The 23,091-nt window shown below is 67.6% G+C and carries 21 protein-coding genes; 14 read left to right on the top strand and 7 right to left on the bottom strand.

From position 1 onward, the window contains the following. Positions 1-9 precede the first annotated feature (9 nt). Complete coding sequence (locus DMB37_RS05705) at positions 10-834, bottom strand: hypothetical protein (RefSeq protein ID WP_135231801.1); 825 nt, start codon at positions 832-834, stop codon at positions 10-12. A 65-nt stretch (positions 835-899) separates the two neighbouring features. Between DMB37_RS05705 and DMB37_RS05710 the strand changes: the two genes are divergently transcribed. Next, entirely contained in the window at positions 900-1,238 is a 339-nt protein-coding gene (locus DMB37_RS05710; protein WP_206055196.1) for a helix-turn-helix domain-containing protein, read from the top strand. Positions 1,239-1,264: 26 nt separating this feature from the next. After that, positions 1,265-1,546: a DUF427 domain-containing protein gene (locus tag DMB37_RS05715; protein ID WP_135231802.1), complete on the top strand. Its 282-nt coding sequence runs from the start codon at positions 1,265-1,267 to the stop codon at positions 1,544-1,546. Positions 1,547-1,627: 81 nt separating this feature from the next. On the opposite strand, the gene glnA is transcribed toward DMB37_RS05715, so the two are convergent. Continuing rightward, the gene (gene glnA / locus DMB37_RS05720; protein WP_370465397.1) at positions 1,628-3,061 is read right to left on the bottom strand and encodes a type I glutamate--ammonia ligase; all 1,434 of its coding nucleotides are present in this window, start codon (positions 3,059-3,061) and stop codon (positions 1,628-1,630) included. A gap of 307 nt (positions 3,062-3,368) precedes the next feature. On the opposite strand from glnA, the gene DMB37_RS05725 reads away from it, so the two are divergent. From DMB37_RS05725 to yidC, 10 genes are all read left to right on the top strand, one after another. Next, on the top strand, positions 3,369-4,991 hold the full coding sequence (locus DMB37_RS05725; protein WP_135231804.1) for a hypothetical protein: 1,623 nt from the start codon (positions 3,369-3,371) through the stop codon (positions 4,989-4,991). 283 nt (positions 4,992-5,274) lie between these two features. Continuing rightward, a complete protein-coding gene (locus tag DMB37_RS05730; protein WP_135231805.1) occupies positions 5,275-7,080 on the top strand; it encodes a long-chain fatty acid--CoA ligase in 1,806 nt (601 codons plus the stop codon). 20 nt (positions 7,081-7,100) lie between these two features. After that, positions 7,101-8,273, top strand: coding sequence for a CdaR family transcriptional regulator (locus DMB37_RS05735; protein WP_135231806.1), 1,173 nt, complete (start codon positions 7,101-7,103; stop codon positions 8,271-8,273). A 377-nt stretch (positions 8,274-8,650) separates the two neighbouring features. Next, positions 8,651-10,705 (top strand): CocE/NonD family hydrolase, encoded by a 2,055-nt coding sequence (locus tag DMB37_RS05740; protein WP_135231807.1) that lies wholly within the window; start codon positions 8,651-8,653, stop codon positions 10,703-10,705. A gap of 583 nt (positions 10,706-11,288) precedes the next feature. Further along, a complete protein-coding gene (locus DMB37_RS05745) occupies positions 11,289-12,593 on the top strand; it encodes a condensation domain-containing protein (RefSeq protein WP_167768755.1) in 1,305 nt (434 codons plus the stop codon). Beyond that, positions 12,587-14,041 carry a condensation domain-containing protein gene (locus DMB37_RS05750; RefSeq protein ID WP_135231809.1) on the top strand — a complete coding sequence of 485 codons (1,455 nt, stop codon included), beginning with the start codon at positions 12,587-12,589 and terminating at the stop codon, positions 14,039-14,041. The genes DMB37_RS05745 and DMB37_RS05750 overlap by 7 nt, the downstream gene beginning before the upstream one ends. Then, positions 14,038-15,420 carry a condensation domain-containing protein gene (locus DMB37_RS05755; RefSeq protein WP_135231810.1) on the top strand — a complete coding sequence of 461 codons (1,383 nt, stop codon included), beginning with the start codon at positions 14,038-14,040 and terminating at the stop codon, positions 15,418-15,420. The genes DMB37_RS05750 and DMB37_RS05755 overlap by 4 nt, the downstream gene beginning before the upstream one ends. Before the next feature lie 199 nt (positions 15,421-15,619). Beyond that, positions 15,620-16,396, top strand: coding sequence for an AraC family transcriptional regulator (locus tag DMB37_RS05760; RefSeq protein WP_135231811.1), 777 nt, complete (start codon positions 15,620-15,622; stop codon positions 16,394-16,396). Positions 16,397-16,451: 55 nt separating this feature from the next. Further along, complete coding sequence (locus tag DMB37_RS05765; RefSeq protein WP_135231812.1) at positions 16,452-16,751, top strand: DUF6412 domain-containing protein; 300 nt, start codon at positions 16,452-16,454, stop codon at positions 16,749-16,751. A gap of 95 nt (positions 16,752-16,846) precedes the next feature. After that, positions 16,847-17,731, top strand: coding sequence for a membrane protein insertase YidC (gene yidC / locus DMB37_RS05770; RefSeq protein WP_135231813.1), 885 nt, complete (start codon positions 16,847-16,849; stop codon positions 17,729-17,731). Between the two features lie 141 nt (positions 17,732-17,872). Here the strand turns inward: yidC and DMB37_RS05775 are convergent, their stop codons facing one another. Further along, entirely contained in the window at positions 17,873-18,256 is a 384-nt protein-coding gene (locus tag DMB37_RS05775) for a nitroreductase family deazaflavin-dependent oxidoreductase (protein ID WP_135231814.1), read from the bottom strand. Between the two features lie 90 nt (positions 18,257-18,346). Here DMB37_RS05775 and DMB37_RS05780 point away from each other — a divergent pair, with 90 nt between their 5' ends. Then, positions 18,347-18,850, top strand: coding sequence for an NUDIX domain-containing protein (locus DMB37_RS05780; RefSeq protein WP_135237366.1), 504 nt, complete (start codon positions 18,347-18,349; stop codon positions 18,848-18,850). Positions 18,851-18,856: 6 nt separating this feature from the next. Here the strand turns inward: DMB37_RS05780 and DMB37_RS41690 are convergent, their stop codons facing one another. The 3 genes from DMB37_RS41690 to DMB37_RS05790 all read right to left on the bottom strand — a co-directional run bounded on the left by DMB37_RS41690 (position 18,857) and on the right by DMB37_RS05790 (position 20,164). After that, entirely contained in the window at positions 18,857-18,985 is a 129-nt protein-coding gene (locus DMB37_RS41690; protein WP_255508367.1) for a hypothetical protein, read from the bottom strand. Between the two features lie 47 nt (positions 18,986-19,032). Continuing rightward, entirely contained in the window at positions 19,033-19,713 is a 681-nt protein-coding gene (locus DMB37_RS05785; RefSeq protein ID WP_107657703.1) for a TIGR00266 family protein, read from the bottom strand. 82 nt (positions 19,714-19,795) lie between these two features. Beyond that, positions 19,796-20,164, bottom strand: a complete 369-nt coding sequence (locus DMB37_RS05790) for an arsenate reductase family protein (protein ID WP_135231815.1) — start codon at positions 20,162-20,164, stop codon at positions 19,796-19,798. Positions 20,165-20,243: 79 nt separating this feature from the next. Between DMB37_RS05790 and DMB37_RS05795 the strand changes: the two genes are divergently transcribed. Then, positions 20,244-21,728, top strand: coding sequence for a bifunctional phosphatase PAP2/diacylglycerol kinase family protein (locus DMB37_RS05795; RefSeq protein ID WP_135231816.1), 1,485 nt, complete (start codon positions 20,244-20,246; stop codon positions 21,726-21,728). 54 nt (positions 21,729-21,782) lie between these two features. Here DMB37_RS05795 and DMB37_RS05800 read toward each other — a convergent pair whose 3' ends face one another. Then, complete coding sequence (locus DMB37_RS05800) at positions 21,783-23,090, bottom strand: aspartate aminotransferase family protein (protein ID WP_135231817.1); 1,308 nt, start codon at positions 23,088-23,090, stop codon at positions 21,783-21,785. Between the last annotated feature and the right edge of the window lies 1 nt (position 23,091).

Below are 23,091 nucleotides of genomic sequence, written 5' to 3' on the forward strand. Positions count from 1 at the left end.
CGGAACGGTTTATGCCGTCCAGTCCTGCCGCCCGGCCCACTGCGCGGGAGTGGTCGTCGTCCGCCACACCAGTTCGGCGGGTAGCGGAAGCTGCGGTGCCGCGGCAGCCTGCTCGTAGCTGCCCGCGACGGCTTCGGCCGCGGTTTCCCCGATGACCGGAGCCATCAGGCGGCCGTATTCGGCGGGCGGCACCTGCACCCAGCGCACCGGACGTCCGACTGCCGCACCCACGGCGGCCGCGAGTTCGTCACCGGTGACCGCCGTCGGGCCGGTCGCCAGGGTGACCCCGCCGTCCGTCCCGCCGGCCAGCGCCTCGACTATGCGGTCGCCGATGTCGTCGAGTGATACCCACTCATCGGGGACGGCCGCCGGTAGCGGATAGACCAACTCACCGTCCTGCGTGATGCGCCGAATCGACCACGGCTGCAACAGATTTTCCAGATAGCGACCGGCGGGCCCGATCGTCGTCCCGTACGCCACCGCACCGGGCAGTTCCCGCATGAGGTGCACTCGCGCGTCGATGAAGGGCACCCCGATCGCCTCGGGCGGCAATCCCGTCGCCGGGTTGAACACCGCCCGCTCTATCCCGGCTTTGGTCAGCGCGGCGAGGATCGTCTCGGCATACCCCGCGACGACCGGGTCGAACAGCAGGGGCAGTTGAACGAGGACCGCATCCGCGCCCGTGTACACCGAAGCCAGCGCATCGACGTCGGACAGGTCGGCATTGCGGGAGTTGAGCGGTCGTACCGCCCAGCCTGCTGCGGCGAATCTGGCACTTATCGCCGCCCCCTGCGCCCCGGTGGCGCCGTGCACTGCAATCGTCTTGGTTGTCATGCCACGAGTTTGCGCGAGATACTTCCCTATCGGAAGTACGCACATTTCTCGCCTATACTATGGAAATGGGAAGTATCCAGGTAGAGGCCCCGATGACGCCCGAACAGTGTCCGGTCACCCGCACACTCACCCTGGTGGGCAGTCGCTGGACACCCCTGGTCATCTACCACTTGCACGCAGGCACCCACCGCTACGGCGAACTCCAACGCGCCCTCCCCGGCATCAGCCCGAAAACCCTGGCCGACCGCCTGCACGTCCTCGAACGCCACGGCCTGCTCACCCGCACCGTCTACCCCGACAAGCCGCCACGCGTCGAATACACCCTCACCCCGAGCGGTCACCGCCTCGGCGACATCCTCGACTCGGTCGCCGACTGGGCCGCCGAACCCGACGTCACCATCTGACCCCGCGATTCGGGCAGAATCGAACCATGGCAACGGCAACCTGGCAGGGTCGCGTCCTCGCGAGCAGCGACGACACGATCATCGTCGAAGGCAACTACTACTTCCCGCCGGACTCGGTGCACACCGAGTTCTTCCAGCCCTCCCGAACCCACACGTTCTGCCCATGGAAGGGCACCGCCAGTTACTACACCGTCGTCGTCGACGGCCAAACCAACGAAGACGCCGCCTGGTACTACCCCGACCCGAAGCCCAAGGCCGCGGAAATCAAGGACTACGTCGCCTTCTGGCGCGGCGTCGACGTCGCCTGACCGCCGCATACGCTCCGATCGTCCGCACGTGTGTCAGCGCAACGATTCGTTGTGCGGCACAGTGTGGCCAGGATTCCGCGCTCACACGTCGAAGTACAGCTCGAACTCGAATGGGTGTGGGCGGACGTTGATCTCGGCTATTTCGGTGTCGCGCTTGAGGCGGATCCAGGTTTCGAGGAGGTCGTCGGTGAAGACGTTGCCTTCGGTGAGGTAGTCGTGGTCGGCCTCGAGGCGGTCGATGACGCTGGCGAGGCTGGGTGGGGTCTGAGTTACCTCGGCGGATTCCTCGGGGCTCAGTTCGTAGAGATCCTTGTCGATGGGGGCGGCGGGCTCGATCTTGCGGCGGATGCCGTCGAGGCCTGCCATCAGCATGGCGGCGAAGGAGAGGTAGGGGTTGCCGGAGGAGTCGGGGCAGCGGAACTCGAGCCGCTTGGCCTTCGGACTGGTTCCGGTGACCGGAATGCGTACTGCCGCAGAACGATTGCGCTGACTGTAGACGAGGTTGACGGGCGCTTCGTAGCCGGGAACGAGCCGCTTGTAGGAGTTCACGGTGGGGTTGGTGAAGGCGAGCAGTGAGGGCGCGTGCCGCAGTAATCCGCCGATGTAATGGCGCGCCAGATCGGACAGTCCGGCGTAGCCCACCTCTTCGTAGAACAGCGGATCGCCGTTCTGCCAAAGAGATTGGTGCACGTGCATGCCGGAACCGTTGTCCCCGAAGAGCGGCTTCGGCATGAAGGTGACGGTCTTGCCCTCGGCCCACGCGGTGTTCTTGATGATGTACTTGTACAGCTGTAGATCGTCGGCGGCGGCGAGCAAAGTGTTGAACTTGTAGTTGATCTCGGCTTGGCCCGCGGTGCCGACCTCGTGATGCCCTTTCTCCAGCTCGAAGCCCGCGTTCTGCAAATTGCTGCACATGCGGTCGCGCAGGTCGACCTCGGCGTCGTAGGGCGCGACCGGGAAGTAGCCGCCCTTGGGGCGCACCTTGTAGCCTCGGTTGAGCGTGCCGTCCGGGTTGTACTTCATGCCGGTGTTCCAGCTCGCCGACCCCGAATCCACCTCGTAGAAGGCACCGTTCATCTTCGTGTCGTAGCGGACGGCGTCGAAGATGTAGAACTCGGCCTCCGGGCCGAAGTAGGCGGTGTCGGCAATCCCGGTGCTCCGCAGATACTCCTCTGCCTTGCGCGCGACATTGCGTGGATCGCGACTATAGGCCTCACGAGTGTGCGGGTCGTGCACAAAGCAGTTCATGTTCAACGTCTTCGCCGCGCGGAACGGGTCCAGCCGGGCGGTCCGCAGATCCGGGATCAGCAACATGTCGGACTCGTGGATGGACTGGAACCCGCGCACCGACGAACCGTCGAACGCGATCCCGTTCTCCACCAGGTCCTCGCCGAAGGCGACGGCCGGGATCGAGAAGTGCTGCTGCACACCGGGTACATCGCAGAATCGGATGTCGACATAGGCGACTTCCTCCGCGCAGATGTACTCCAGTACTCCCTCGGTAGTCGGCTTCATCACGACTCACTCCTCGCACGCGCGGCATCCGCGGATCGGCGAGGCGGGCCCATTCCATCGTTCGCGCTCGAGAGGTCGCGGCAGGTCCGGCGCGCCGAATCCACCATACGACGCCGCACTCGGCACCGGAGGTGAATCGCTCGGGCGGACCATGATTCGCCCGCGGCCTGCGGGTTCGGCACCGGGCATCGGCACAAAGAACGACCGTCAGGTTCGGCATTCTGCCGATACCACTCGGTCGGGTCATGGGGTGGGCTGGACCACACGGCGGTGCGCGGCACCGTCGAGATCAATCCGGAAGGCCCCGATGAAACTGTCTCCGCCGCAGCTCGCCGCGGCGAGTGTGCTCTGCTGCGCGCTCACCGTCGGCACGGCACCGATGCACGCGTCCGCAGAGCCCGGCCGGACCTGGTACGTGAGCGCCACCGCCGCAGCAGGCGGAAATGGCATGGAGGCAACACCTTTCAACACACTGCAGGCGGTCCAGCAGGCCTCTGGTGACGGCGACACAATCGTCGTCCTGGCCGCGCCACTCGGCACTCCACCGCTGGATGGCGGTATAGCACTGAAGCATGGCCAGCGCCTACTCGGCCGTCAAGGTCCCGGCAGCGTTGCAGCCGTGGCCAACACGACCACCGCGAACGACGGTGACGCGGTCCGCCTCGCCCCGGACACCGAAGTCCGCGACCTCACCATCACCGGCGCCCAGCGTGGCGGCATCTACGGCCGAAATGTCGGCACCGCGATCGTCGCGGGCAATACGATCGCCGCCACCAATCGCGCCTGTCACGACGGGTTCCTGGTGCAACCCTTCCCGCCGATGCTCGGTGTTCCGTTCGGCACGCCGCTCCCCGTCGCGCCGAACGTGGTCGCGCTGAACAACGGCTGGGCCGGGATCATGATCGACGCCGACGCTGGCGCCGGTGCGCTGACCATCGAGCGAAACACCGTGCGCGACACCGCCTGCGGCGACGGCATCGACGTCCGCACCGCCGGCACCGCACAGGTCACCGCCGCCATCACCGACAACCTGACCGAGAACATCAATCAGGGGCTCGCCAAGCTCTCCGTCCTCGCCGTCGGCATGCAGAGCACCGGAACCTCCACGCTGACCGCCACGGTGCGCGGCAACACCCAGCGCAATATCGCGGTGCCGGCCAACGACCCGCTCAACACGGCCGCCGACAGCGAGGGGATCTTCGTCAACGCGGCCGAGCGGGCCCGTATGCGAATCACCATCGACCGCAACAGTTATCGCCACGGCGGCGGCCATTTCTCGGCCAACGGAATCGAATTCGTCACCAGCAACGGCACCCCCGACAGCGAAGTCACCCTCACCAACAGCGAATTCATCGATGTCCCAGGCGATATCGTGGAAAACCTCAATCTGAGCGCCGAGGGCGCCCGCCACGTCATGACCATCGACGGCCTCACCGCGTCGCGCTCCAGCTTCGTCGCCGCCCTGCTGAACCCGTATGTGCCGGGCAATCTCGGCAGCTGCCTGTTCTCGGCCAGCTTCGGCCGGGACAACACCACCGCGCTGACCCTGCGCAACGCCCATCTCAGCCAGTGCAGCGCCGACGGCATCGGCATCTATGCCTACTCCCCCAGCGGCCCCGCACCCGCGACGGCGACCATGAGTTTCGACATCGCCGACACCACCGTCACCGATGCCGCGGTCGCCGACCTACAGGTGCACACCGTCGGCGATCTGGCCGAGCTCACCGGCAAGGTGGAACGATCCCGCTTCAGTGGCGACATCGTGCTGAGCCAGCGCAACAGCGCCCTCGGCGCGGGCTCGGTGGTCGACTTCGGCGGCGGTCGCCTCGGCAGCGCGGGCGATAACTGCTTCTCGCCCGCCACCGAGGCCGCCTTGGCGGCGCCGAATCTACCCCTGGACCATCCAGGCTCCTGGCCGATCTGCGGCTGACCCGCCATCGAGGCGAGTCGAATGGTCGTTGCCCAAGATCAACTAGCGACCATTCCACTCTGCTGATCTTGCGTGGCTCACCACCGGGTCAGCGCGCCGCGACGCACGAGTGGCAGCAGAGCCCAAATTTGGTCGAGTGCACAATGTCGTGCGCCACACTCTGCGCGTTTGCCGCTAGCGCACACACTCGCTCATGCGTTCTGCTGATAGATGACGATGAGGTCATCCGCGTCCCCCAGACGATCGGGATGACCTCAGCCCTTCGCTAGCAGAGGTTAGGTTCTTGGTTTCATCGACAGTCCCGGCGGCCGCCCGCCCGGACACGCTGTGTGCGGCGTTCCAGTCAAACGTCGCGAAGTACCCGGACGCGGTCGCGCTGCGCACCCTCGGCGGTGCCGTCTCCATCACCTGGCGCGAGTACGGCGAACGGGTGCAGGCCATCGCGACGGGCCTCGCCGCGCTGGGCATCGGATCCGGCGACACGGTCGCGATCATGCTGACCAACCGCCCCGAGTTCCACCTCTGCGACACCGCCATCCTGCACACCGGCGCGACGCCGTTCTCGGTGTACAACACCAACCCGGTCGACCTGCTCGTCTACCAGTTCGGCAACGCGCGCAACAAGGCCGTCGTCTGCGAGCGCCAGTTCGCGCCCAAGATCCTGGAGGCGGTCGCCAAGGCCGCCGCCGAGGGCATCCACGTCGAGCACGTGATCTGCGTGGACGAGGCGCCCGACGGCACGCTCGCGCTGGCCGACCTGGAACAGCGCACCGCCGAGGGTTTCGATTTCGAGACCAGCTGGCGCAAGGTGCAGCCGGACGATCTGCTCACCGTCGTCTATACCTCAGGCACCACCGGCCCGCCGAAGGGCGTGGAGCTCACCCACACCAACTTCATCGAAAACGCCCGTGTCCTGGAGACATTCGGCGGTGGCGGCCCCGACGACCGGGTGATCTCCTACCTGCCCGACGCGCACGCCGCCAACCGCTGGTTCGCGCACTACCTGACCCTGCTCGAGGGCTGCCAGATCACCACCGTCCCCGACTTCAAGCAGGTGGCAACGGCTTTGGCCGAGGTGCACCCGAGCGTGTTCCTCGGGGTCCCCCGGGTGTGGGTGAAAGTCAAAGGCGCGCTGGAGGAACGGTTCGCCACCGAGTCGCCGGTCAAGCGCCGCCTGATCCACTGGGCGGTCGGGGTCGGCCGCAACAAGGCCCGCGCCACCTCCGACGCCCGCCCCCTCGGCGCCCTCGATCGGCTCCAGTACGCGCTCGCCGATCGCCTGGTGCTCACCTCGATCCGCACCGGACTCGGCCTCGACCAGGTCCGCATCGCGGTCACCGGCTCCAACGCCATCCCGCCGGAGGTGCACGAGTTCTTCCTCGGGCTCGGCATCCCGCTGTGCGAGGGCTACGGCATGAGCGAATGCACCGCGGGCGCCACGCTCAACCCGCCGGAGCGGGTCAAGATCGGCACGGTCGGCACCCCGCTGCCCGGCGCCGAGGTCAAGCTCGCCGACGACGGTGAGGTGCTGGTGCGCGGCAAGATGGTGATGCGCGGCTACCGGGGCGACCCGGCGAAGACCGCGGAGACGATCGACAGCGACGGCTGGCTGCACACCGGCGACATCGGCAGCATCGACAGCGACGGCTACCTCTCGATCATCGACCGCAAAAAAGAGCTCATCATCAACGCGTCCGGCAAGAACATGTCGCCGGCCAACATCGAGAACACGGTCACCGACAACTGCTCGCTGATCGGCACGGTGGTGGTGATCGGTGAACAGCGGCCGTTCAACACTGCGCTGCTGATGCTCGACCCCGACCTGGCCGCCGCCTACGCGCAGCGGCACAACCTGGCGGGCAGCACCGTCGCCGAGCTCGCGAAGGATCCGCAGATCCTGACCGCCATCGACGAGGGCATCGCCGCGGCGAACAGCAAACTGTCCAGGGTCGAGCAGATCAGGAAGTACATCGTGCTCCCCGAGGTCTGGGAGAACGGCAGCGACTACCTGACCGCTACTGGCAAACTCAAGCGAAAGCCCATTTCCAGCGGCTACACAGATACCATCGAGGCCTTGTACTCGACTTAAGTCCGGGAAGAAGAACCAGCATGATGCCATCGCGGACTCGGGTGTTCGACGATCTTCATCGGCGGACCGCGTCGACTCTCGAAGCGTTCTACGCCGCGCTGCCGCCGTACCAACGGCTGCCGCAATCCATGGTGGAGACCGACTTCGCCCGAGGCACCAAACTCAACGTCGACCTGTTCTTCGAGTACCTGCGCCGCGGCGAGGATCCGTCGGAAGAGGACACCAGGGAACTCGTCGAGCTCGCGATGGACCGGTTGCGCGACGGCACCCCGCTGCCCGAGGTGCTGGAGCGCTACCGATTCGGCGCGGGGTTCATCTGGGAGCGGTTGCGCGCCTCGGCCAGCCCGGCCGAGCGCGAGCTGCTCTTCGATGCCTCGCTCGCGCTGCTGAAGTACGTCACGCTGGTCACCTCCCGGATCGCCACCGCGGCCACCCAGCGCGCGCACGACCCGCGCTGGGAGCTGCTGGAACGCAGGCGCGGCATCGCCGACGCGCTGCTCACCGGCCGCGACCCGGTCGAGTGGGCGAACGATCCGGTGATCCCGGTGGCCGACGCCTTCCTCGTCGCGGTGTTCCGGTTGTGCGGCACCCGCGGCGGGCCTGCATCGGCGCTGCGGCATCGGGTGGAGGCGATTCCCGGGGTGTTCCTCCGGCTGGACGCGGGCGGCTGGACCGCGCTGATCCCGTTGCAGGCGGGTGACGACGGCTCGGCCACCCTGTCCGGGCTCACCTCGCGGCTGCCCGCCCAGGAACCTGCCGAACCGCCACCGTATTGGGTGGGGGTCGGCGCGGCCCGCACCAAGGACGCGATCCCACCGATGTACGCCGAGGCGCGGGTACTCGCCGAACTGGGCCGCTGCCTCGCCCGGCGCGAAATCCTGTGCCGCAGACAGGATTTACAGTTCGAGTACACGGTCGCGGTGAGCGACGCGGCTCGACCCGGACTCGCGGCGGTACTCGCACCGCTGGACCCGCAGCCCATGCTCGCCGAAACCCTCGAGGTATTCGTCGACAGCGGCTTCAACCAGCTGGCGACGGCCCGGCAGCTCAATGTGCACCGAAATACGGTGACCTACCGGCTTTCCCGGGTAAATGAACTGACCGGCCTCGACCCGCACCGCCCGGCCGACGCCATGACTCTATCGGCGGCACGACTGGCGCGGCGACTCGAATCCGCTTCGTTTGCACCATAATTCGCGCGGAACGCCGCAATCTCCGACGCCGTGCCGGACTCTCCGACATAGTCTGCCAGCTCCGCGGTGTCCGCAATCGGTGCCGACGGTCCGTAACCTGCTTGCGGCGCGCCATACCCCGCGAGACCGCTACCTCCGCAACTCCCATTTTTAGGCACTTTCCCAAAGACTCGTCGATACCTCTAGCGAATTGCCAGTGTTGCGGCACCCCGTTTATGCGTTGTGCTGAAGGACGACGATGAGGTCAGGCGTAGCCACCGCACCCCCGGACACAATCCGGGGTCGGTTGGCCCGACTCGGCACTCGAACCGCGGTACCGGCCCGCGGACGGGCAGCCGACCGCCCGGCTTCGACCCAGCCAGCAAAGGTTCAGGTAGTTGAGAATTGCATTCCGGGCGCGGGCCTTCCACCGCTCAGTGCCGGTCGCCGCCATCACCGCCGTCGGTCTGATCATCCAGCTCGCACCCGCCGCGAACGCGGTGCCTACTTCAGGCCCGGTCCCGAACGCGCCCGCGAACTTCGGCCTGCCCGCCGACTATCAGCCGACGCCCGAGCGCTACGGCATCGCTTACGAACTGGGACATATTGTTCCGCTCGCGGACGGCACCCAGTTGCAGACCGAGGTGCGCTACCCCACCGACCCCGCCACCGGTCAGCGCGCCACGGGTGAGTTCCCGGTCGTCGTCAACTTCACCACCTACGGCGCGGTATCGAGCGCACTCGCCGCGGCGGTGACCAGCGTGATCGACACCCTGCACATCCCGCTGCCCGACCAGCTGAAGGACGCGCGCCGAATCATCAACCAGGCCACCAGCGCTCAGGACATGCTGGTGCGGCGCGGCTATATCGAGGTGATCGCCGACGTGCGCGGGACGGGCGGCTCGACCGGCGCCTGGAACCCGGCGTCCCAGCAGGACGGCGTCGACGGCGCCCAGCTGGTCGACTGGGCCGCGAAGCTGCCCGGCTCCAACGGGAAGGTCGGCATGTTCGGGTACTCGTTCCCGGCGCTGTCGGCCCTGCGCACAGCCGAATCCGTCGCGCCAGGTTCGCCGTTGAAAGCGATCGTGCCGATGGCCATGCCGAACAACATCTTCAACGAGGTGCTCGGCCACGACGGCATGATGAGCCCGATCCTGCTCACCGCCATCTCGGTGCTGGTGCCGTATCTGAGCCTGATCGGTCCGTTCATGACCGCGGTGGTCTCACCGCAGATGTTCATCAAGACTCTCGTCGACCATCTCCAGGCGGTCGTCTCCTCGGACAGCACGATCAAGCTACTGCTCGAGGCGTACGGCGGCGGCCCGCTCGCCTACGACGGTCAGTGGTGGCAGGACCGTCGCTTCGAGACGGACCTGAACAAGGTCGTTGAGAACGGCATCGCCATGTACCAGGTCGGCGGTCTGTGGGACCTGTACCAGGAAGGTCCGTGGCGCAACTACTCCCAGCTGCAGAACCTGGCCGCGGGCCGCGACCAGCTCGCGCCGATGGCGCCGGATCAGACTCCCGACGGACGATTCCAGCTGTTGATGGGCCCGTGGTACCACGTCGGCCTCGGCTTCGGGCCCGGCTCTCGGCTGGACACCGACATGATCACAGTTGCCTGGTTCGACCGGTGGCTCAAGGACATTCCGAATGGAATAGACAAAACAGACAAAACACTTCATGTGATCGACCCGAACAATACGGCGGTCAGCGCCGCGCGTTATCCGTTCGAGCAGGCGGCGGTGCAGCAGCGGTATTTCGACGGCGATCGCCTCGTCGCGCAACCACCCACGATCGAGGACGCGTCGGATCGCCTCGACTACACCGGCATCGACTCCATCTGTAACCGGCAGAGCCTCGGCCAGTACAGCGCAGGCCTGTTCGACTTCCTGTTCCGCCTGTTCAATGCCTACAACCCCTGCACGGAGTGGGTGCAAGAACCGGTGGCCGGTCGCCGCTACACGATGGACCCGGTGACCGAGCCGACCGTGCTGGCCGGCCCGAGCAGCGTCACCCTGTACGCGTCCTCGACCAGCACCGACGCCGCCTTCCAGGTGTGGCTCGACGATGTCGCGCCGGACGGTTCGGCGGTCAACATCACCGGCGGCTCCCAGTTGGCCAGCCAGCGTACGCTGAACGATGAAAAGACTTGGCGCGCAACCGATGGCACCATCTACGCACCGGAACACGTGGTCCGCAAGGACGCGGAACAGCTACTGACTCCCGGCGAGGTGACCAAGCTGGAGATCAAGATCCGCCCCACCTTCTACCGATTGGCACCGGGACACGCGCTGCGACTGCGGATCACCAGCGGCACCTTCCCGTCGACCATGCCCATTCCGACCGATTTGCCGCGTTTGCTCGGTTCGTCCCAGCAGCTCCATCGGGACGCCGCCCGGCCGTCCAGCCTGGTCGTACCCCTTGCGCCGGAGTCCGCGTTCGGCGGCTGAGACAGACCGGGGAGGCGGGCTGAACCGGACAATCCGGGCGTGACCCAGGTTACGTTTAGCCCGCCTTCAGGGTTGGTAGCTGTAAAGATCATGCAAACCTGGGATGAATTCCAGGTGCATTGAGACACATTGTCCGGCAATCTATCAGCTACCTGAACATTGAGTGTTTAACATTGTCGCTGGCAGCAGCGTCGCACTCCCCCATTGCGCTGCCCGCAACGCCGTTGTCCGCGATATCGGGGCAAATATCGGTGATCAGGCTCACCCACGCATTCACCAAGAATTTCTTCTACAGTTTGTCTCGTTCCGGTCCGACGATGACGTCCCGGAACCGTACGGACAAAGTTCTCGGATGCAGGCCGAAATTCTTGTCACTATTCGGATCGGCAATTCCCTTACCGCGCATGGGGAACGGCCGATGGGCAGCTGAAGGTGTGTCATGGAATTCATCGAACTGGCCGATTATCCGTTGCCGAGCGGCCGTGTGATCGAGTGGCTCCCGACTGCCACTTCACACTGGGCCGACTGGCCGCGAGATACTCGCGCCGTTTCCTACAATCACGAGCATCATCTTCGAGATGCGGTGGAACACAGTCGAATACGAGATCGGCGCCACTACTGGCTCGGGCACGCGTTCCGGATCGACGGACCGCTCGACCCGCAGGCCTGGCGTACCGCCTTCGATGCCTGGATCGACCGGCACGAGGGTCTGCGCTCGCATGTCGCCATCGAGGGCGGCCAGCCGGCCAGATACACCTTGCCGCCCGGCGACATCCGGGTCCAACCGGTCGACGCGGGTGCGCCGACCTCGACGATGGCGACATATCGCCTGGTACACGGGTTGCTCGACGACGGAACCTCGCCGCTGCGCTGGCCCTCCTACGTCGCCGTGACCATCGCGGGCCGCGACAGCTTCACCGTCGTGTTCGCCGCCGATCACTCGATCATGGACGGCTACTCCACCGTCTCCACCGGCGGCGAGCTGCACGCGCTCTACAACGCGGTCCGCGCGGGCAAGTCCGCGCAGCTGTGCGACACCGGCAGCTATGTCGACTTCTGCCAGGACGAGCGCGTCCGCGCCACGGCGGCCACCGCCGACGACCCGGCCGTGCAGACCTGGCGGACGTTCTTCCCGGAGAACACCGAGAACACCCTGCCCTGCGGCACGTTGAGCAAGGTCGCCGCGGCGCCGATCGAGTTCACGGGTCCCGCGGAGGCCTCGTCGCGGCGCGTGCCGCAGCGCAATCTGTCGGTCGAGGTGCTCGACGCCGACGCGGCCGACGCGGCGGCCTCGGTCGCCAGGGAACAGGGTCAGGGGCTGTTCGCGGCCCTGCTCGCCGCGTTCGCGGTGACCACCACCGAACTCGGCGCCGGACGGGATTTCCGCACGGTGATCCCGTTGCACACGCGCACCGAAGCGCAGTGGGCCGACACGCTCGGCTGGTTCGTCGGGCTCGCGCCGTTCCAGCTTGATTGCGGTCCGGCGCGCAATCTCGCCGAGCTCATCCAGCCCGCGGGCGAAGAGCTGCGCCGCACCCGTGGCGCGGCGACGGTGCCGTTCGGCCGGGTCTGCGAGCTGCTCGGCACCCGGCCGCGCATCTCGTTCATGGTGTCGTACATGGACGTGCGCGGCGCCCAGTCGGCCCCGACCTGGGTCGATACCAACACTCGCTGGCTGCGGAGCCGCAACGTCTCGGCCGACGAGTTCTTCTTCTGGTTCGTCCGCACGCAGCACGGCGTGACGCTCAACATGCGCTATCCCGGCACCACCAAGGCGACCCGCGACATCCATCGGCATGTGCTGCGGATGCGCGATCTGCTCGCCGAGTTCACCCGTTACGGGGACGCCCGAATCCGTCCGATCGAAGGAGCGCCGCTGTCATGGTAGAGATGACCCTCACCGAACACTGGCAGCCGAAACCCGGCGTGCTACTCGAGTTCACCACCACGGCGGCAAGCCAGGCCGCCACCGAAACCACCGCGCCCTCCGACATTCCCGCGACCTACCTGCAGGAGTCGCACATCCGCCGCTGGTCGGCGCGCAGGCAGACCAACGACCCGCTCGCTTCCGAGCTCTCGTTCTGCTTCACGATCGCGCGCCCGCTCGACGCGGAGGCACTGCGCCGGACCTACATCGCGTTCCTGCAGCGCCACGAAACCCTGCGCTCGTGGTTCCGGATCGACGAATCCGACGGCGGGTTCGCGCTGACCAGATACCTGCTCGACCCGGCAGCGGTCGACCTGGAAACCCACACCCTCGACACCTTCACCGACAGCGGCGAGCTGCGCGACACCCTGGTCGCGAAGTTCAAGGCGAACGCCAACCCGACGCGCTGGCCGGCGATCGTCTGCTGCGCGATCGACCACGGTGCGGACGGTTTCACCATCGTCTACAGCGCCGACCACGCGTTCACCGACGGCATGTCGGTGCTCACGTCCACCTACGAATTCCACGCGCTCTACACGGCGTTCAGCACCGGCCAGGAGCCGGTGCTGCCGCCGGTCGGCAGCTACGTCGAGTTCGCCAGGACCGAGCGCGCCGCCGTCGCCGCACGGCCGCCGGAGTTGGAGCAGTTGGCAGGCCTGCTCGCCGAGAAGGCGCATCAGGTTCGCCCGCTGCCGATCGAGCTCGGCCTCGCGCCCGGTGAGGTGGCCGACAGCTTCGGCACCAAGGTCGACATGCTCGATGCGGCCGAAATCGACGCGTTCGCCGCGGCGTGCAAGAACGCGGGCGGTTCGTTCTCCGCGGGGCTGTACGCGGCGGTCGCGCTGGCCGAGCTCGAATTCGCGGGCCGGACAAGCTATCTGGGCATGAATGTGGTCGGCACCCGCAGCGAGCCGCAGTACCAGCTCGCGCAGGGTTGGTTCATCAACCTGATGCCGATCGCGTTCGATCTCGACGGGGCGCACCGGTTCACCGATCTGATCGGCCGAGCCGGTGTCGCCTTGGACTGGACCAAGCCGCTGTCCAACGTCCCGATCCATGCCGCGCTCGACCGTGCTGCCGAGCTCACCGGGGCGCCGCTGCCGGCGACGACGGACTGGCCGTGGGTGTCCTACCTGGACATGCGGGCGGTGTCCGGTCCGGCGCTGGAGGCCGCGCTGCCCGGCGTCTCCGGCATCAACGGTCTCGGATCCCGCAGCAAGATCGGGCAGACCTCGCCGATCTGGTTCAACAGGGAGCTGGAGCGGCTGCACGTCACGATGATGTATCCGGACACCCCGGTCGCGCACAAGTCGGCCGCCGAGTATCTGGAGCAGATCCGCACCACCTTGCGCGCCATCGCCGAGACCGGCGATTTCGCGGTCACCGCACCAGCTCTCGCGAGGTCATGATGCAGTTGCTTTTTCTCGACCAACTGAATGCACCACCGGGCACCCTGCTCGAATGGACCGCGGTCGCCGAGCCCGGCCCGACCCCGGACGCGACACCACCGTCGGCGAATCAGGCGATCCACCTGGCCTCGGGCGGGCCGACGACCTGGCTCGCCGCGGCCTTCGACGTGGCAGGCCCGATCGACGAATCCGCCTTGCAGACGGCGTTTTCGGTGTGGCTACCGCGCCACGACGCCCTGCACTGCAGCTTCGAACGCCCGGCGGACGGCAAGCCCGCCTCGGTGCACGTGGTGGTGGACAGCGACATCCGCCTCGTCCCCCAACCCGCCGTCGACACCGCGACCACCGAGGACCTGCGCACCGTCCTCGGCGGCCGGCTCGATCAGGCGTGCTCGCCGTTCACCTTCGCGCCGTACTTCCTCGGCGCCGTCAGCAGGTCCGAAACCTCCACCATCGTCTGCGGATTCGACCACGCGGTATGTGACGCCTGGTCGATCACCATCGCGGTGGCGGAGTTGGATGAGCTGTACCGGGCCGCCTGCGAGGACGGCCACGACGGTGCCGTCGCGGCCGCCGACCGGCTGCCCGAGCCGGGCAGCTTCCTGTCCTATTCGACCAGGGAGGCCGCCATTCCGGCGGCGGCGACCGGGCCGTTGATCCGCTCGTGGCGCGACTTCCTGCACGCGGCGGGCAACGACCTGCCGCACTTCCCGCTCGACCTCGGCCTGCCCGCCGGGTCGGTGGCGCCGTTCGGCAGCGATGTCCGCCTGCTGCTCGGCGCCATGGCCACCGACGCGCTGCACCGCAAGTCACGCGCCGACGGGTATTCGATGTTCGCGGCGCTGCTCGCGGCGGTCGCCATGGCGGCCGCCGAACTCGGCGACCGCACCGGCGTCGACCTGGTGTTTCCGGTGCACACCCGGCGCGAACCCCGACACCACAACACCTTCGGCTGGCTGGTGTCGAACGCCCCGGCGCATGTGCCGGTGGCGCACGACTTCTGCGCCACCGCGCAGGCCGCCGACGACGCGGTCCGGTCTGGGCAGCGGTTGGCGCAGGTGCCCGCCAACCGCGTCCTCGCCGCAATGGGCAGTGACCTGCGCCGGACCAGGCAGGATCTGTTCAGCGTCTCCTACACCGACTACCGGCGACTACCCGGCGGTTCGCGCAGCGACACGACCCGCACGGTGCCCCGCAACCCGGCACAGCTCAGTCGCAGTGCACCGCTGGACGACGTGCAGCTGTGGTTCACCCGCACCGATGACGGGCTCGCCCTGCGCACCCGTTTCCCCGCGACGCCCACCGCAGGACCGTTGATCGGTGAGTTCCTCGACAAGGTCGCCGCGACCCTGTCCGCCGCGATCTCGGTTCGGGTATGACCGATCGCTCCACACACCGCGTCCACCCGACTAGACCCGCAGGCTCGGCGACCCCGGCAACGGGGGCGTCGAGTCGCGGGATCGCGGCCGTGTCAGGGCCGCAACCATCGAGAAAGTACGACTGCCGGGTAGTCGAACCCGATAGTCTCAGCACAGGATCCAGCGAGAGAAATCTCGTGAAAGCCGGGAGCGTCCGACGATGAAGGCTCTGGTCAGCAACGAATCAACGACGTCATCGGACGCCGAAGTGCAGTGGCGGGGCACCGCGCTGCTACGGCCGGGCATCCTGGCTTTCGAAGGTGAGGTCCTACCGACCGAACTGCACGCCCATCACGCCGTGCAGATCATGGCCTCGTGTACCCCGGTCATGGTCGTGGACGGCAGCGGGGTGCGGCGCGAGGGCAGTCATGTCATCGTGCCCACCGACGCGCCACACCGGGTCTGCGGCGGGGCCGCGCACGGTATCGCGGTCTACCTCGACCCGGAGACCGTCGCAGGCGCGGCCGCCGATCGGCGGGCCCATCTGCACGGCTGGGTGCAGAGTCTCAACGTCGATCCGGGACAGGGCCGACTGGCCGGGCACGTGTCGGACATCCTCACGGATCTGCTGCGCGACAACAAGGCAGCCGACCGCGACGATCGGCACGGCGTGGTGACCGCAGCGTTGCAGCTGCTGCCCGACATGGTCAAGGACGGCTCGGTCCGCGGCTCCGATGTGGCACGTCAGCTGGGGATCTCGGCGACTCGGCTCACCCATCTGTTCACCGAACAGGTCGGTATTCCGTTGCGGCGCTACATCCTCTGGCTGCGGCTCTACCTCGCGATGAACGGCGTGATGGCCGGCGAGGACATGACGACCGCGTCCGCCTCGGCCGGGTTCACCGACAGCGCCCACCTCACTCGCACCTGCCGGCGCACCTTCGGGCTGCCGCCGTCGATGATGAGTCCCGACATCGACTGGGACATCAGCCTTTGAGGGCTTGCTCGTCCGTCGGCACACCGGTGGCGAGAACGGGCAGTATGCTCGGAGCATGATCTCGCGGGCCAGGCTGACGACGTATGCGGTTTTCGCATTCGTGCTGCCCGCGTTGCTGCTGTTCGTGATTCCGGCGGGCGAGCCGGGTTCGGTGGCCGCCGTCGGCCTCGTCGCGGCCTCGCTGTTCGTCGCGCTCGCCGCGGTACACACGCAGGCCCGACTGCCGCTCCCGCTGGTCGGATCCGGCCCGCCGCCGTCCGCGCAACGCCGCCGACGCGGCTCTTTCCTGCGCCAGAGCAATCCTGACACCCCCGGGCGTCCGCGCCCACGAGCGCCAGGGTTCGCGACCGCCTGACGTCCACTCCGCATCGAATGCGGGGTGCCGTCGGCGTTGTCCGTCGACCCCTTCCGTTCTCGTGCGCCTACGCACGCCCACAGTCAGGTGTTCTCATGCTCGACTTCGTCTACTACCCGGTGTCCGCCATCTTGTGGCTCTGGCACTACGTCTTCGCCGCGGCCTTCGGTCCGGCGAGCGCACTCGCCTGGGTGCTTTCGGTGATTTTCCTGGTGCTCACCCTGCGTGCCGTCCTTTTTGTGCCCTTTCTCAAACAAGCGCGCAGCCAAGCCATTGTCAAAAAATTGCAGCCAAAGGTCGCTGCTTTGAAACAAAAATACGCGACCGATCGCAGGCAACAGGCCGTCGAGATACAGAAACTCTATAAAGACAACGGCATCAATAGCTTCGCGACACTGATTCCGCTCATCGGTCAGCTTTTGGCATTCCTCGGCCTGTTTCATGTGCTGCGTTCGTTCGACCGCACCGGGGCCCTCGCTCATCTGCCCTTTCAGTCCATCTCGACCCCGATGACACCGGAGCAGAACGCCGCGACGCCCAATTACGTCTTCAGCGCCGCCGATGTGCAGTCGTTCCTTCAAGCGAAGATCTTCGGCGCCCCGCTGTCGGCCATCCTGGCCGGCACCGGCGACCTCCTGGCAACGGTGGCCGCCGTCGCCGTCCCGCTGATGCTGATCGCCGCTGTCGCAACGCATTTCACCGCACGCGCGTCGCTGTCCCGGCAGGACACCACCGTCCAGCTCCCCATGATGCGCCCGCTCACCCTGTGGGCCTTCCCGGCGTTCGCCCTGATCGGCGGCGCGCTGGTCCCGGTGGCGATCCTGCTGTACTTCGTCACCAACAACGCGTGCACCCTCGCCCAACAGCACCTCGTCTATCGCAGGCTCGACGCGGAGGCCGCCGCCGAGGCCGAGCGGACGGCGGTGATCCGCGCCCAGTCGGCCCCCAAACCGGGTGCCAAACCCATCCGGCACCGATGAACGTCGGGGTGGGTGCGCCGACGCACCCACCCCGCTCACATCGTGTCGAGCGTCTTGCCGAAGTTGCGCGCGACGGTCGGCCAACCGCCGCCCATCATCCGGCGGGACAGCTGCTGCATCGGGTCATCCGGGTCGAAGCCGCTATTCGCGGGCGGGCCTGGCTTCCAGGTAGTACTCGGCCGACAGCGCCTGCACCCACTGACGGACAACCAGAGGCGCCCACCGCACCGAGGGGTCGTGCAGCACCACCGGGTCGGTCAGCTCGATCGCCTGGCCACGGGTGTGTAGCGTGAAACCGCCTGCGGCAGTGATGTTTTTGACCCAGTCGGTGTCGCGGCCGTAGGTCAGGGCGATGCGGTAGACGCCGTCGCGCCCGAACACCGAGACCGGGGTTCGATAGTCGCGCCCGGACTTTCGGCCTTTGTGTTGCACGAGGGCGAAGCCGGGGGCGCGGCCCGCGAACAGGCCCGCCGCGCGATTGGTGGCATGCCGGTTGAATTTCGCGAGTGCGCGGGGTAGCACCATCGGCGCGGTCCTCTCTCGAGTCGGCGTGCCACCTCACGTTACCCTCGGGCGGTGTCAGCGCAGCCGGAACGCGTCCAGCAGAAGTCCGAGATGATCGCCGTCTATGACGCGGCGGGGCAGGTGATCGGCGCCGCCGATCGGGCGGAGGTCTACCGCGCGGGGATCTGGCATGCGAGCGCCGGTGTGCTGGTTCGGTCCGGCGACGGCGAGCGGATCTATGTGCATCGGCGCACCGACACCAAGATGGTGTTCGCGGGGATGCACGACTGTCTGGCGGGTGGGGTGATCGGGCCGGGGGAATCCCCGGCGGAGACCGCGGTCCGGGAGCTCGCCGAGGAACTCGGCATCACGCTGATCGGGACCGAACCGCGGCCGCTGGCGCGGGTGGCCTGGGATGGCGAGTGGCAGGGAAAACCTATGCGCTGCCACCTTTTTGCCTACGAACTGCGCTACGACGGACCGATCCACCACCAGCCCGAGGAGATCGCCGACGGCTGGTGGTGGACCGACGCGGAACTGCGCGCCCACCTGGCTGACCCGGACTGGCCGTTCGTGCCGGACACCCGGGTACTCGTCGGCGATCTGCTCACCTGAGCAGGGTCAGGACGCGCTGCCGCTGCCCAGCGACAGGACGGTGGCGAACAGGTTGGCGAAAACTTCGAGCAGTTCCATGGATTCTCCGTTTGTTTGGCTATACCGATGAAGCCCCGGAGCTTCGACGACCGACATGGCCGATGCCTGAACACCGGGGGAACACCGATGATCGCCGCGCCGGATTACCCGGAGGAGGCTACCGAACTAGCCCACGCAGCGAAAGCGCCAGGATTCCTCGTCTGCAGCAGCACCCGCCCCGGCCCCACGAAATCGAAGACGAAGCCCTCGCCGGACTTCAGCGACTGGATGGAGCGCCCGACCACCGCACGCCGGATGGTGAAGTTCATCGCCAGGTCGTAGGCCACCACATGCCCGGTGTCGATGGTGATCGGCTCCCCCGGCTGCAGGTCGATGACGTCGATCGCGCCGAAGACACCGACGACGACCTCGCCCTCACCGTGCGCGCGCAGGCCGAAACCGCCCTCGCCGCCGAACAGGTTGGCGAAGCCGCCCCACTTGCCTTCCACTTGCACGCCATGGGAATTCGCGATCCAGCCGCCGCGGCTGATGAAGAACGGGCGGTCCTGGGTGATCTGCAAATTCAGCATGTCGCCGGGTAGTGCGGGCGCCACGTCCACCCAGCCGCCCTGCTGCGGCGCGGTGAACGTCGAGACGAAGAACGATTCCCCGGCGAGCACCGAGCGCTTCAGCCCGGCCAGGATGCCGCCTTCGGCCTTGGCCGCCAACGTGACTCCCGCCGAGTGCGCGACCATGGCGCCGCTCTCGACCCGCATCGGCTCGCCGCCCGCGAGGAAGCACCGCGCAATGGCCGATGCGGGGTTATGGCGCAGTTGTACCTTCATATTCGCCGACCCTACCGCCTGATTCGCGGTGGCAGGGACACCATTTGCCGGGGTCTGCTCCGCGATGCGCGGACCGTCTCGTTCAGCCCAGTTCGCGCAGCGCTGCATCGTCGCGGGCGACCACCGCGCCGCCGTCCGCGGTGAGCACGATGGGCCGCTGGATCAGCTTCGGATGTTCGGCCAGCGCCGCGATCCATCGGTCCCGGTCGGCCGGGGTGCGACCCCATCCGGACATGCCGAGATCCTTGGCGATCTGCTCGCCGGTGCGGGTGATGTCCCACGGCTCGGCGCCGAGCCTGCGCAGCACGTCGCGCAGCTCGTCGGCGGTCGGCGGCTCGTCGAGGTAGCGCCGCACCGAGTATTCGACGCCCGCTTCGTCCAGGAACGCGGTGGCGTTGCGGCTCTTGGTGCACCGGGGGTTGTGCCAGATCTCGGTCTGCCCAGATGTCATGCAGGCAGGGTACCGAGGCACGCCGACATCACCGTCGCGACTCCGTTTGAGCGCCTGTTACCTGGATAAGCTCGACTCGATGCGTAAACGAATGAACTCGATCAACGCCCTGGACCGCCGCCTGGTGGAACGCACCGCGCACTGGCGCGCCTCACCCGCCGACCAGTTCCTGCGGTCACTCAGTATGAGCGCCAACCACAGTCGGCTCTGGATGGCCATAGCCGCCGGACTCTTCGTGGCGGGCGGGCGGTCCCAGCGACGCGGTGCGGTGCGCGGCCTTGCCGCGGTGGGCATGGCGAGCGGCCTGGCGAACGGTGTCGCCAAGCCGCTGTTCCCGCGGCGACGGCCGCCGGTGCAGGCGGTGCCGCTGCTACGGCGGTTGGTCAAGCCACCCGTCTCCTCTTCGTTCCCGTCCGGCCATGCGGCCTCCGCGGCGGCGTTCACGACCGCGGTGGCGCTCGAGTCGCCGGGGACGGCCGCGGTGCTCGCGCCGCTGGCCGTCGCGGTGGCCTATTCGCGGGTGCACATCGGCGTGCACTGGCCCTCCGACGTGGTGGTCGGTGCGGCGCTGGGCTCCGGCGTCGCACTGGGCACCCGGCGGTGGTGGGCGGTGCGCGACGACGAGCCGGCCGCCCTGGGTCCGGCCAAGCGGACCGAACCGCTGCCCGACGGGCGCGGCATGCTGCTCGTGGTCAACCCCGCCTCGGGCCCCGGCGACGGTACCGAAGAGGTTGCGCTGCTGCACAATCGGTTGCCCGCGGCGCAGCTGCTCGAGGTGGACGGCGGCATCGACCTCGACGCCGAGATCGACCAGCGGGTGCGGCGCGACGATATCGCGGCCCTGGGCGTGCTCGGCGGCGACGGGACGGTGTCGACTGTGGCGGAAGCCGCTGTGCGGCACAGCCTTCCGCTGGCGGTGTTCGCGGGCGGCACGCTCAACCACTTCGCGCGGGATGTCGGCGTCGAGGAGCCCGCGACGACGTTCGCCGCGCTCGATGCGGGTCAGCTCATGCTCGTCGACACCGCTCAGGTGAAGTTGGACGACGGGGAGGAGCGCACCTTCGTCAACACCGCAAGCCTCGGCGGTTACCCCGACTTCGTGCGCCTGCGGGAACGCTGGGAACGGCGGATCGGCAAGTGGCCCGCGGCCGGTATCGCCATGCTGTGCGTGCTGTTCCGGGCCGAGCCGCTGCGCGCGGTCGTCGACGGTGAACGCAACGACCTCTGGATGTTGTTCGTCGGCAACGGTGCGTACGACCCGGCGGACCAGATCCCCATGTCGCGTCCCCGCCTCAGCGACGGCACCCTCGACATCCGGTATCTGCGTGCGGACCTTCGCTTTTCGCGGCTGCGGCTGATCTTCGCCACCTTCACCGGCACCCTGAACCGCTCGGACACCTACGTGCATCGGCGCGTCGGCCGCCTGAACGTTCAGGTCGAGGGGGCTCCGGTGTCGCTGGCCACCGACGGCGAGGTCGCTCATCAGGCCGAGAAGCTCGACTTCACCAGTCAGCCAGCCGCTTTGGCCGTGTTCCGGGAAGCGCAACCCGACGACGTGGGGTGATCGGTCCGTAGCAGCAGGGTGGCGTCTTCGCTCACGCCACCCTGCTACCTCGGGTCAGCTGACATAGCCGTCGGCAACCTCCAGGACCTCGTCGATGATCTCCAGGCCGACGCGCAGATCATCCGCCGACGTGGTGAGCGGCGGCGCGATCTGGAAACGATTGCCCACGCTGAACGGCCACAGACCACGAGCCTTGGCAGCAGCGGTCACCTTCGCCATCGGCTCGGCGGCGGCACCGGCGGCGGCGAACGGGACCAGCGGTGTCCTGGCCGCCGGATCACGCACCAGCTCGAGCGCCCAGAAGAACCCGAGCCCGCGCACCTCCCCGACGCTCGGATGCCGGGCGGCCAACTCGCGCAAGCCTTTTCCGAGCACATCGGCGCCCACCGAGCGCACGTGGTGGAGGATGCCGTCGCGCTCGTAGATGCCGATCGAGGCGACTCCCGCCGCACAGGCCAGCGGGTGCCCCGCGTAGGTGAGGCCGCCGGGATAGACGGTGTGGTCGTAGCGCTGCGCGATCCGCTCGGCGATGAGCACGCCGCCGAGCGGCACGTAACCCGAGTTCACGCCCTTGGCGAAGGCGATGATATCGGGGGCGACATCGAAGGCCTGCACCGCGAACCACTGCCCGACCCGGCCGAAGCCGACCATCACCTCGTCGGCGATGTAGACGATGCCGAACTCGTCGCAGAGCGCGCGCACGCCCGCGAGATAACCCGGCGGCGGGATCAGCACGCCGTTGGTCCCGACCACCGTCTCCAGGATCAGACCCGCGATGTTCTGCGGACCCTCCAGCTCGATCACCTGCCGCAGGTGGGTCAGCGCCGCCGCCGTTTCCTCCTCGGGAGTGCTTGTGCCCCAGGGCGATCGGTAGGGGTACGGGCCGAAGAAGCGCACCACGTCGACGTTGGTCGGCTCGGCGGCCCAGCGGCGCGGTTCACCGCTGAGGCCGATCGCCACACCGGTACCACCGTGATAGGAGCGGTAAGCGGCCAGCATCTTGGTGCGTCCGGTGAAGCTGCGCGCCAGCCGCACCGCGTGTTCCACCGCTTCCGCGCCGCCGGTGGTGAACAGGATGCGGTTCAGCTCGCCGGGCGCCCGCTCGACGATCAGCCTGGCCAGTTCGCTGCGGGCCTCGTTGCCGACGGTCGGCGAGATGGTGGCCAGCCGCTTCGCCTGGGCGATGATCGCGGCGATCATGTCCGGATGCTGGTGTCCGAGATTGACATTCACCAGCTGCGAGGAGAAGTCGAGGTACCGATTGCCGTTGTCATCCCAGAAGTGCGAGCCGGCGGCGCCGACGATCATCGGCGGGTTCAGCTCGGCCTGCGCGGCCCACGGATAGAAGACGTGATCGGTCAAA

This window comes from Nocardia sp. CS682, assembly GCF_004634405.1.
Lineage (GTDB): Bacteria > Actinomycetota > Actinomycetes > Mycobacteriales > Mycobacteriaceae > Nocardia > Nocardia ninae.

What these genes read in the sequence shown, in the direction of transcription:
- DMB37_RS05705 (WP_135231801.1), bottom strand. Translation starts at nt 834, where the DNA reads ATGACAACCAAGACGATTGCAGTGCACGGCGCCACCGGGGCGCAGGGG.
- DMB37_RS05710 (WP_206055196.1), top strand. Translation starts at nt 900, where the DNA reads ATGGGAAGTATCCAGGTAGAGGCCCCGATGACGCCCGAACAGTGTCCG.
- DMB37_RS05715 (WP_135231802.1), top strand. Translation starts at nt 1,265, where the DNA reads ATGGCAACGGCAACCTGGCAGGGTCGCGTCCTCGCGAGCAGCGACGAC.
- glnA (WP_370465397.1), bottom strand. Translation starts at nt 3,061, where the DNA reads ATGAAGCCGACTACCGAGGGAGTACTGGAGTACATCTGCGCGGAGGAA.
- DMB37_RS05725 (WP_135231804.1), top strand. Translation starts at nt 3,369, where the DNA reads ATGAAACTGTCTCCGCCGCAGCTCGCCGCGGCGAGTGTGCTCTGCTGC.
- DMB37_RS05735 (WP_135231806.1), top strand. Translation starts at nt 7,101, where the DNA reads ATGATGCCATCGCGGACTCGGGTGTTCGACGATCTTCATCGGCGGACC.
- DMB37_RS05750 (WP_135231809.1), top strand. Translation starts at nt 12,587, where the DNA reads ATGGTAGAGATGACCCTCACCGAACACTGGCAGCCGAAACCCGGCGTG.
- DMB37_RS05755 (WP_135231810.1), top strand. Translation starts at nt 14,038, where the DNA reads ATGATGCAGTTGCTTTTTCTCGACCAACTGAATGCACCACCGGGCACC.
- DMB37_RS05760 (WP_135231811.1), top strand. Translation starts at nt 15,620, where the DNA reads ATGAAGGCTCTGGTCAGCAACGAATCAACGACGTCATCGGACGCCGAA.
- DMB37_RS05765 (WP_135231812.1), top strand. Translation starts at nt 16,452, where the DNA reads ATGATCTCGCGGGCCAGGCTGACGACGTATGCGGTTTTCGCATTCGTG.
- yidC (WP_135231813.1), top strand. Translation starts at nt 16,847, where the DNA reads ATGCTCGACTTCGTCTACTACCCGGTGTCCGCCATCTTGTGGCTCTGG.
- DMB37_RS05775 (WP_135231814.1), bottom strand. Translation starts at nt 18,256, where the DNA reads ATGGTGCTACCCCGCGCACTCGCGAAATTCAACCGGCATGCCACCAAT.
- DMB37_RS05780 (WP_135237366.1), top strand. Translation starts at nt 18,347, where the DNA reads ATGATCGCCGTCTATGACGCGGCGGGGCAGGTGATCGGCGCCGCCGAT.
- DMB37_RS41690 (WP_255508367.1), bottom strand. Translation starts at nt 18,985, where the DNA reads ATGTCGGTCGTCGAAGCTCCGGGGCTTCATCGGTATAGCCAAACAAAC.
- DMB37_RS05785 (WP_107657703.1), bottom strand. Translation starts at nt 19,713, where the DNA reads ATGAAGGTACAACTGCGCCATAACCCCGCATCGGCCATTGCGCGGTGC.
- DMB37_RS05790 (WP_135231815.1), bottom strand. Translation starts at nt 20,164, where the DNA reads ATGACATCTGGGCAGACCGAGATCTGGCACAACCCCCGGTGCACCAAG.
- DMB37_RS05795 (WP_135231816.1), top strand. Translation starts at nt 20,244, where the DNA reads ATGCGTAAACGAATGAACTCGATCAACGCCCTGGACCGCCGCCTGGTG.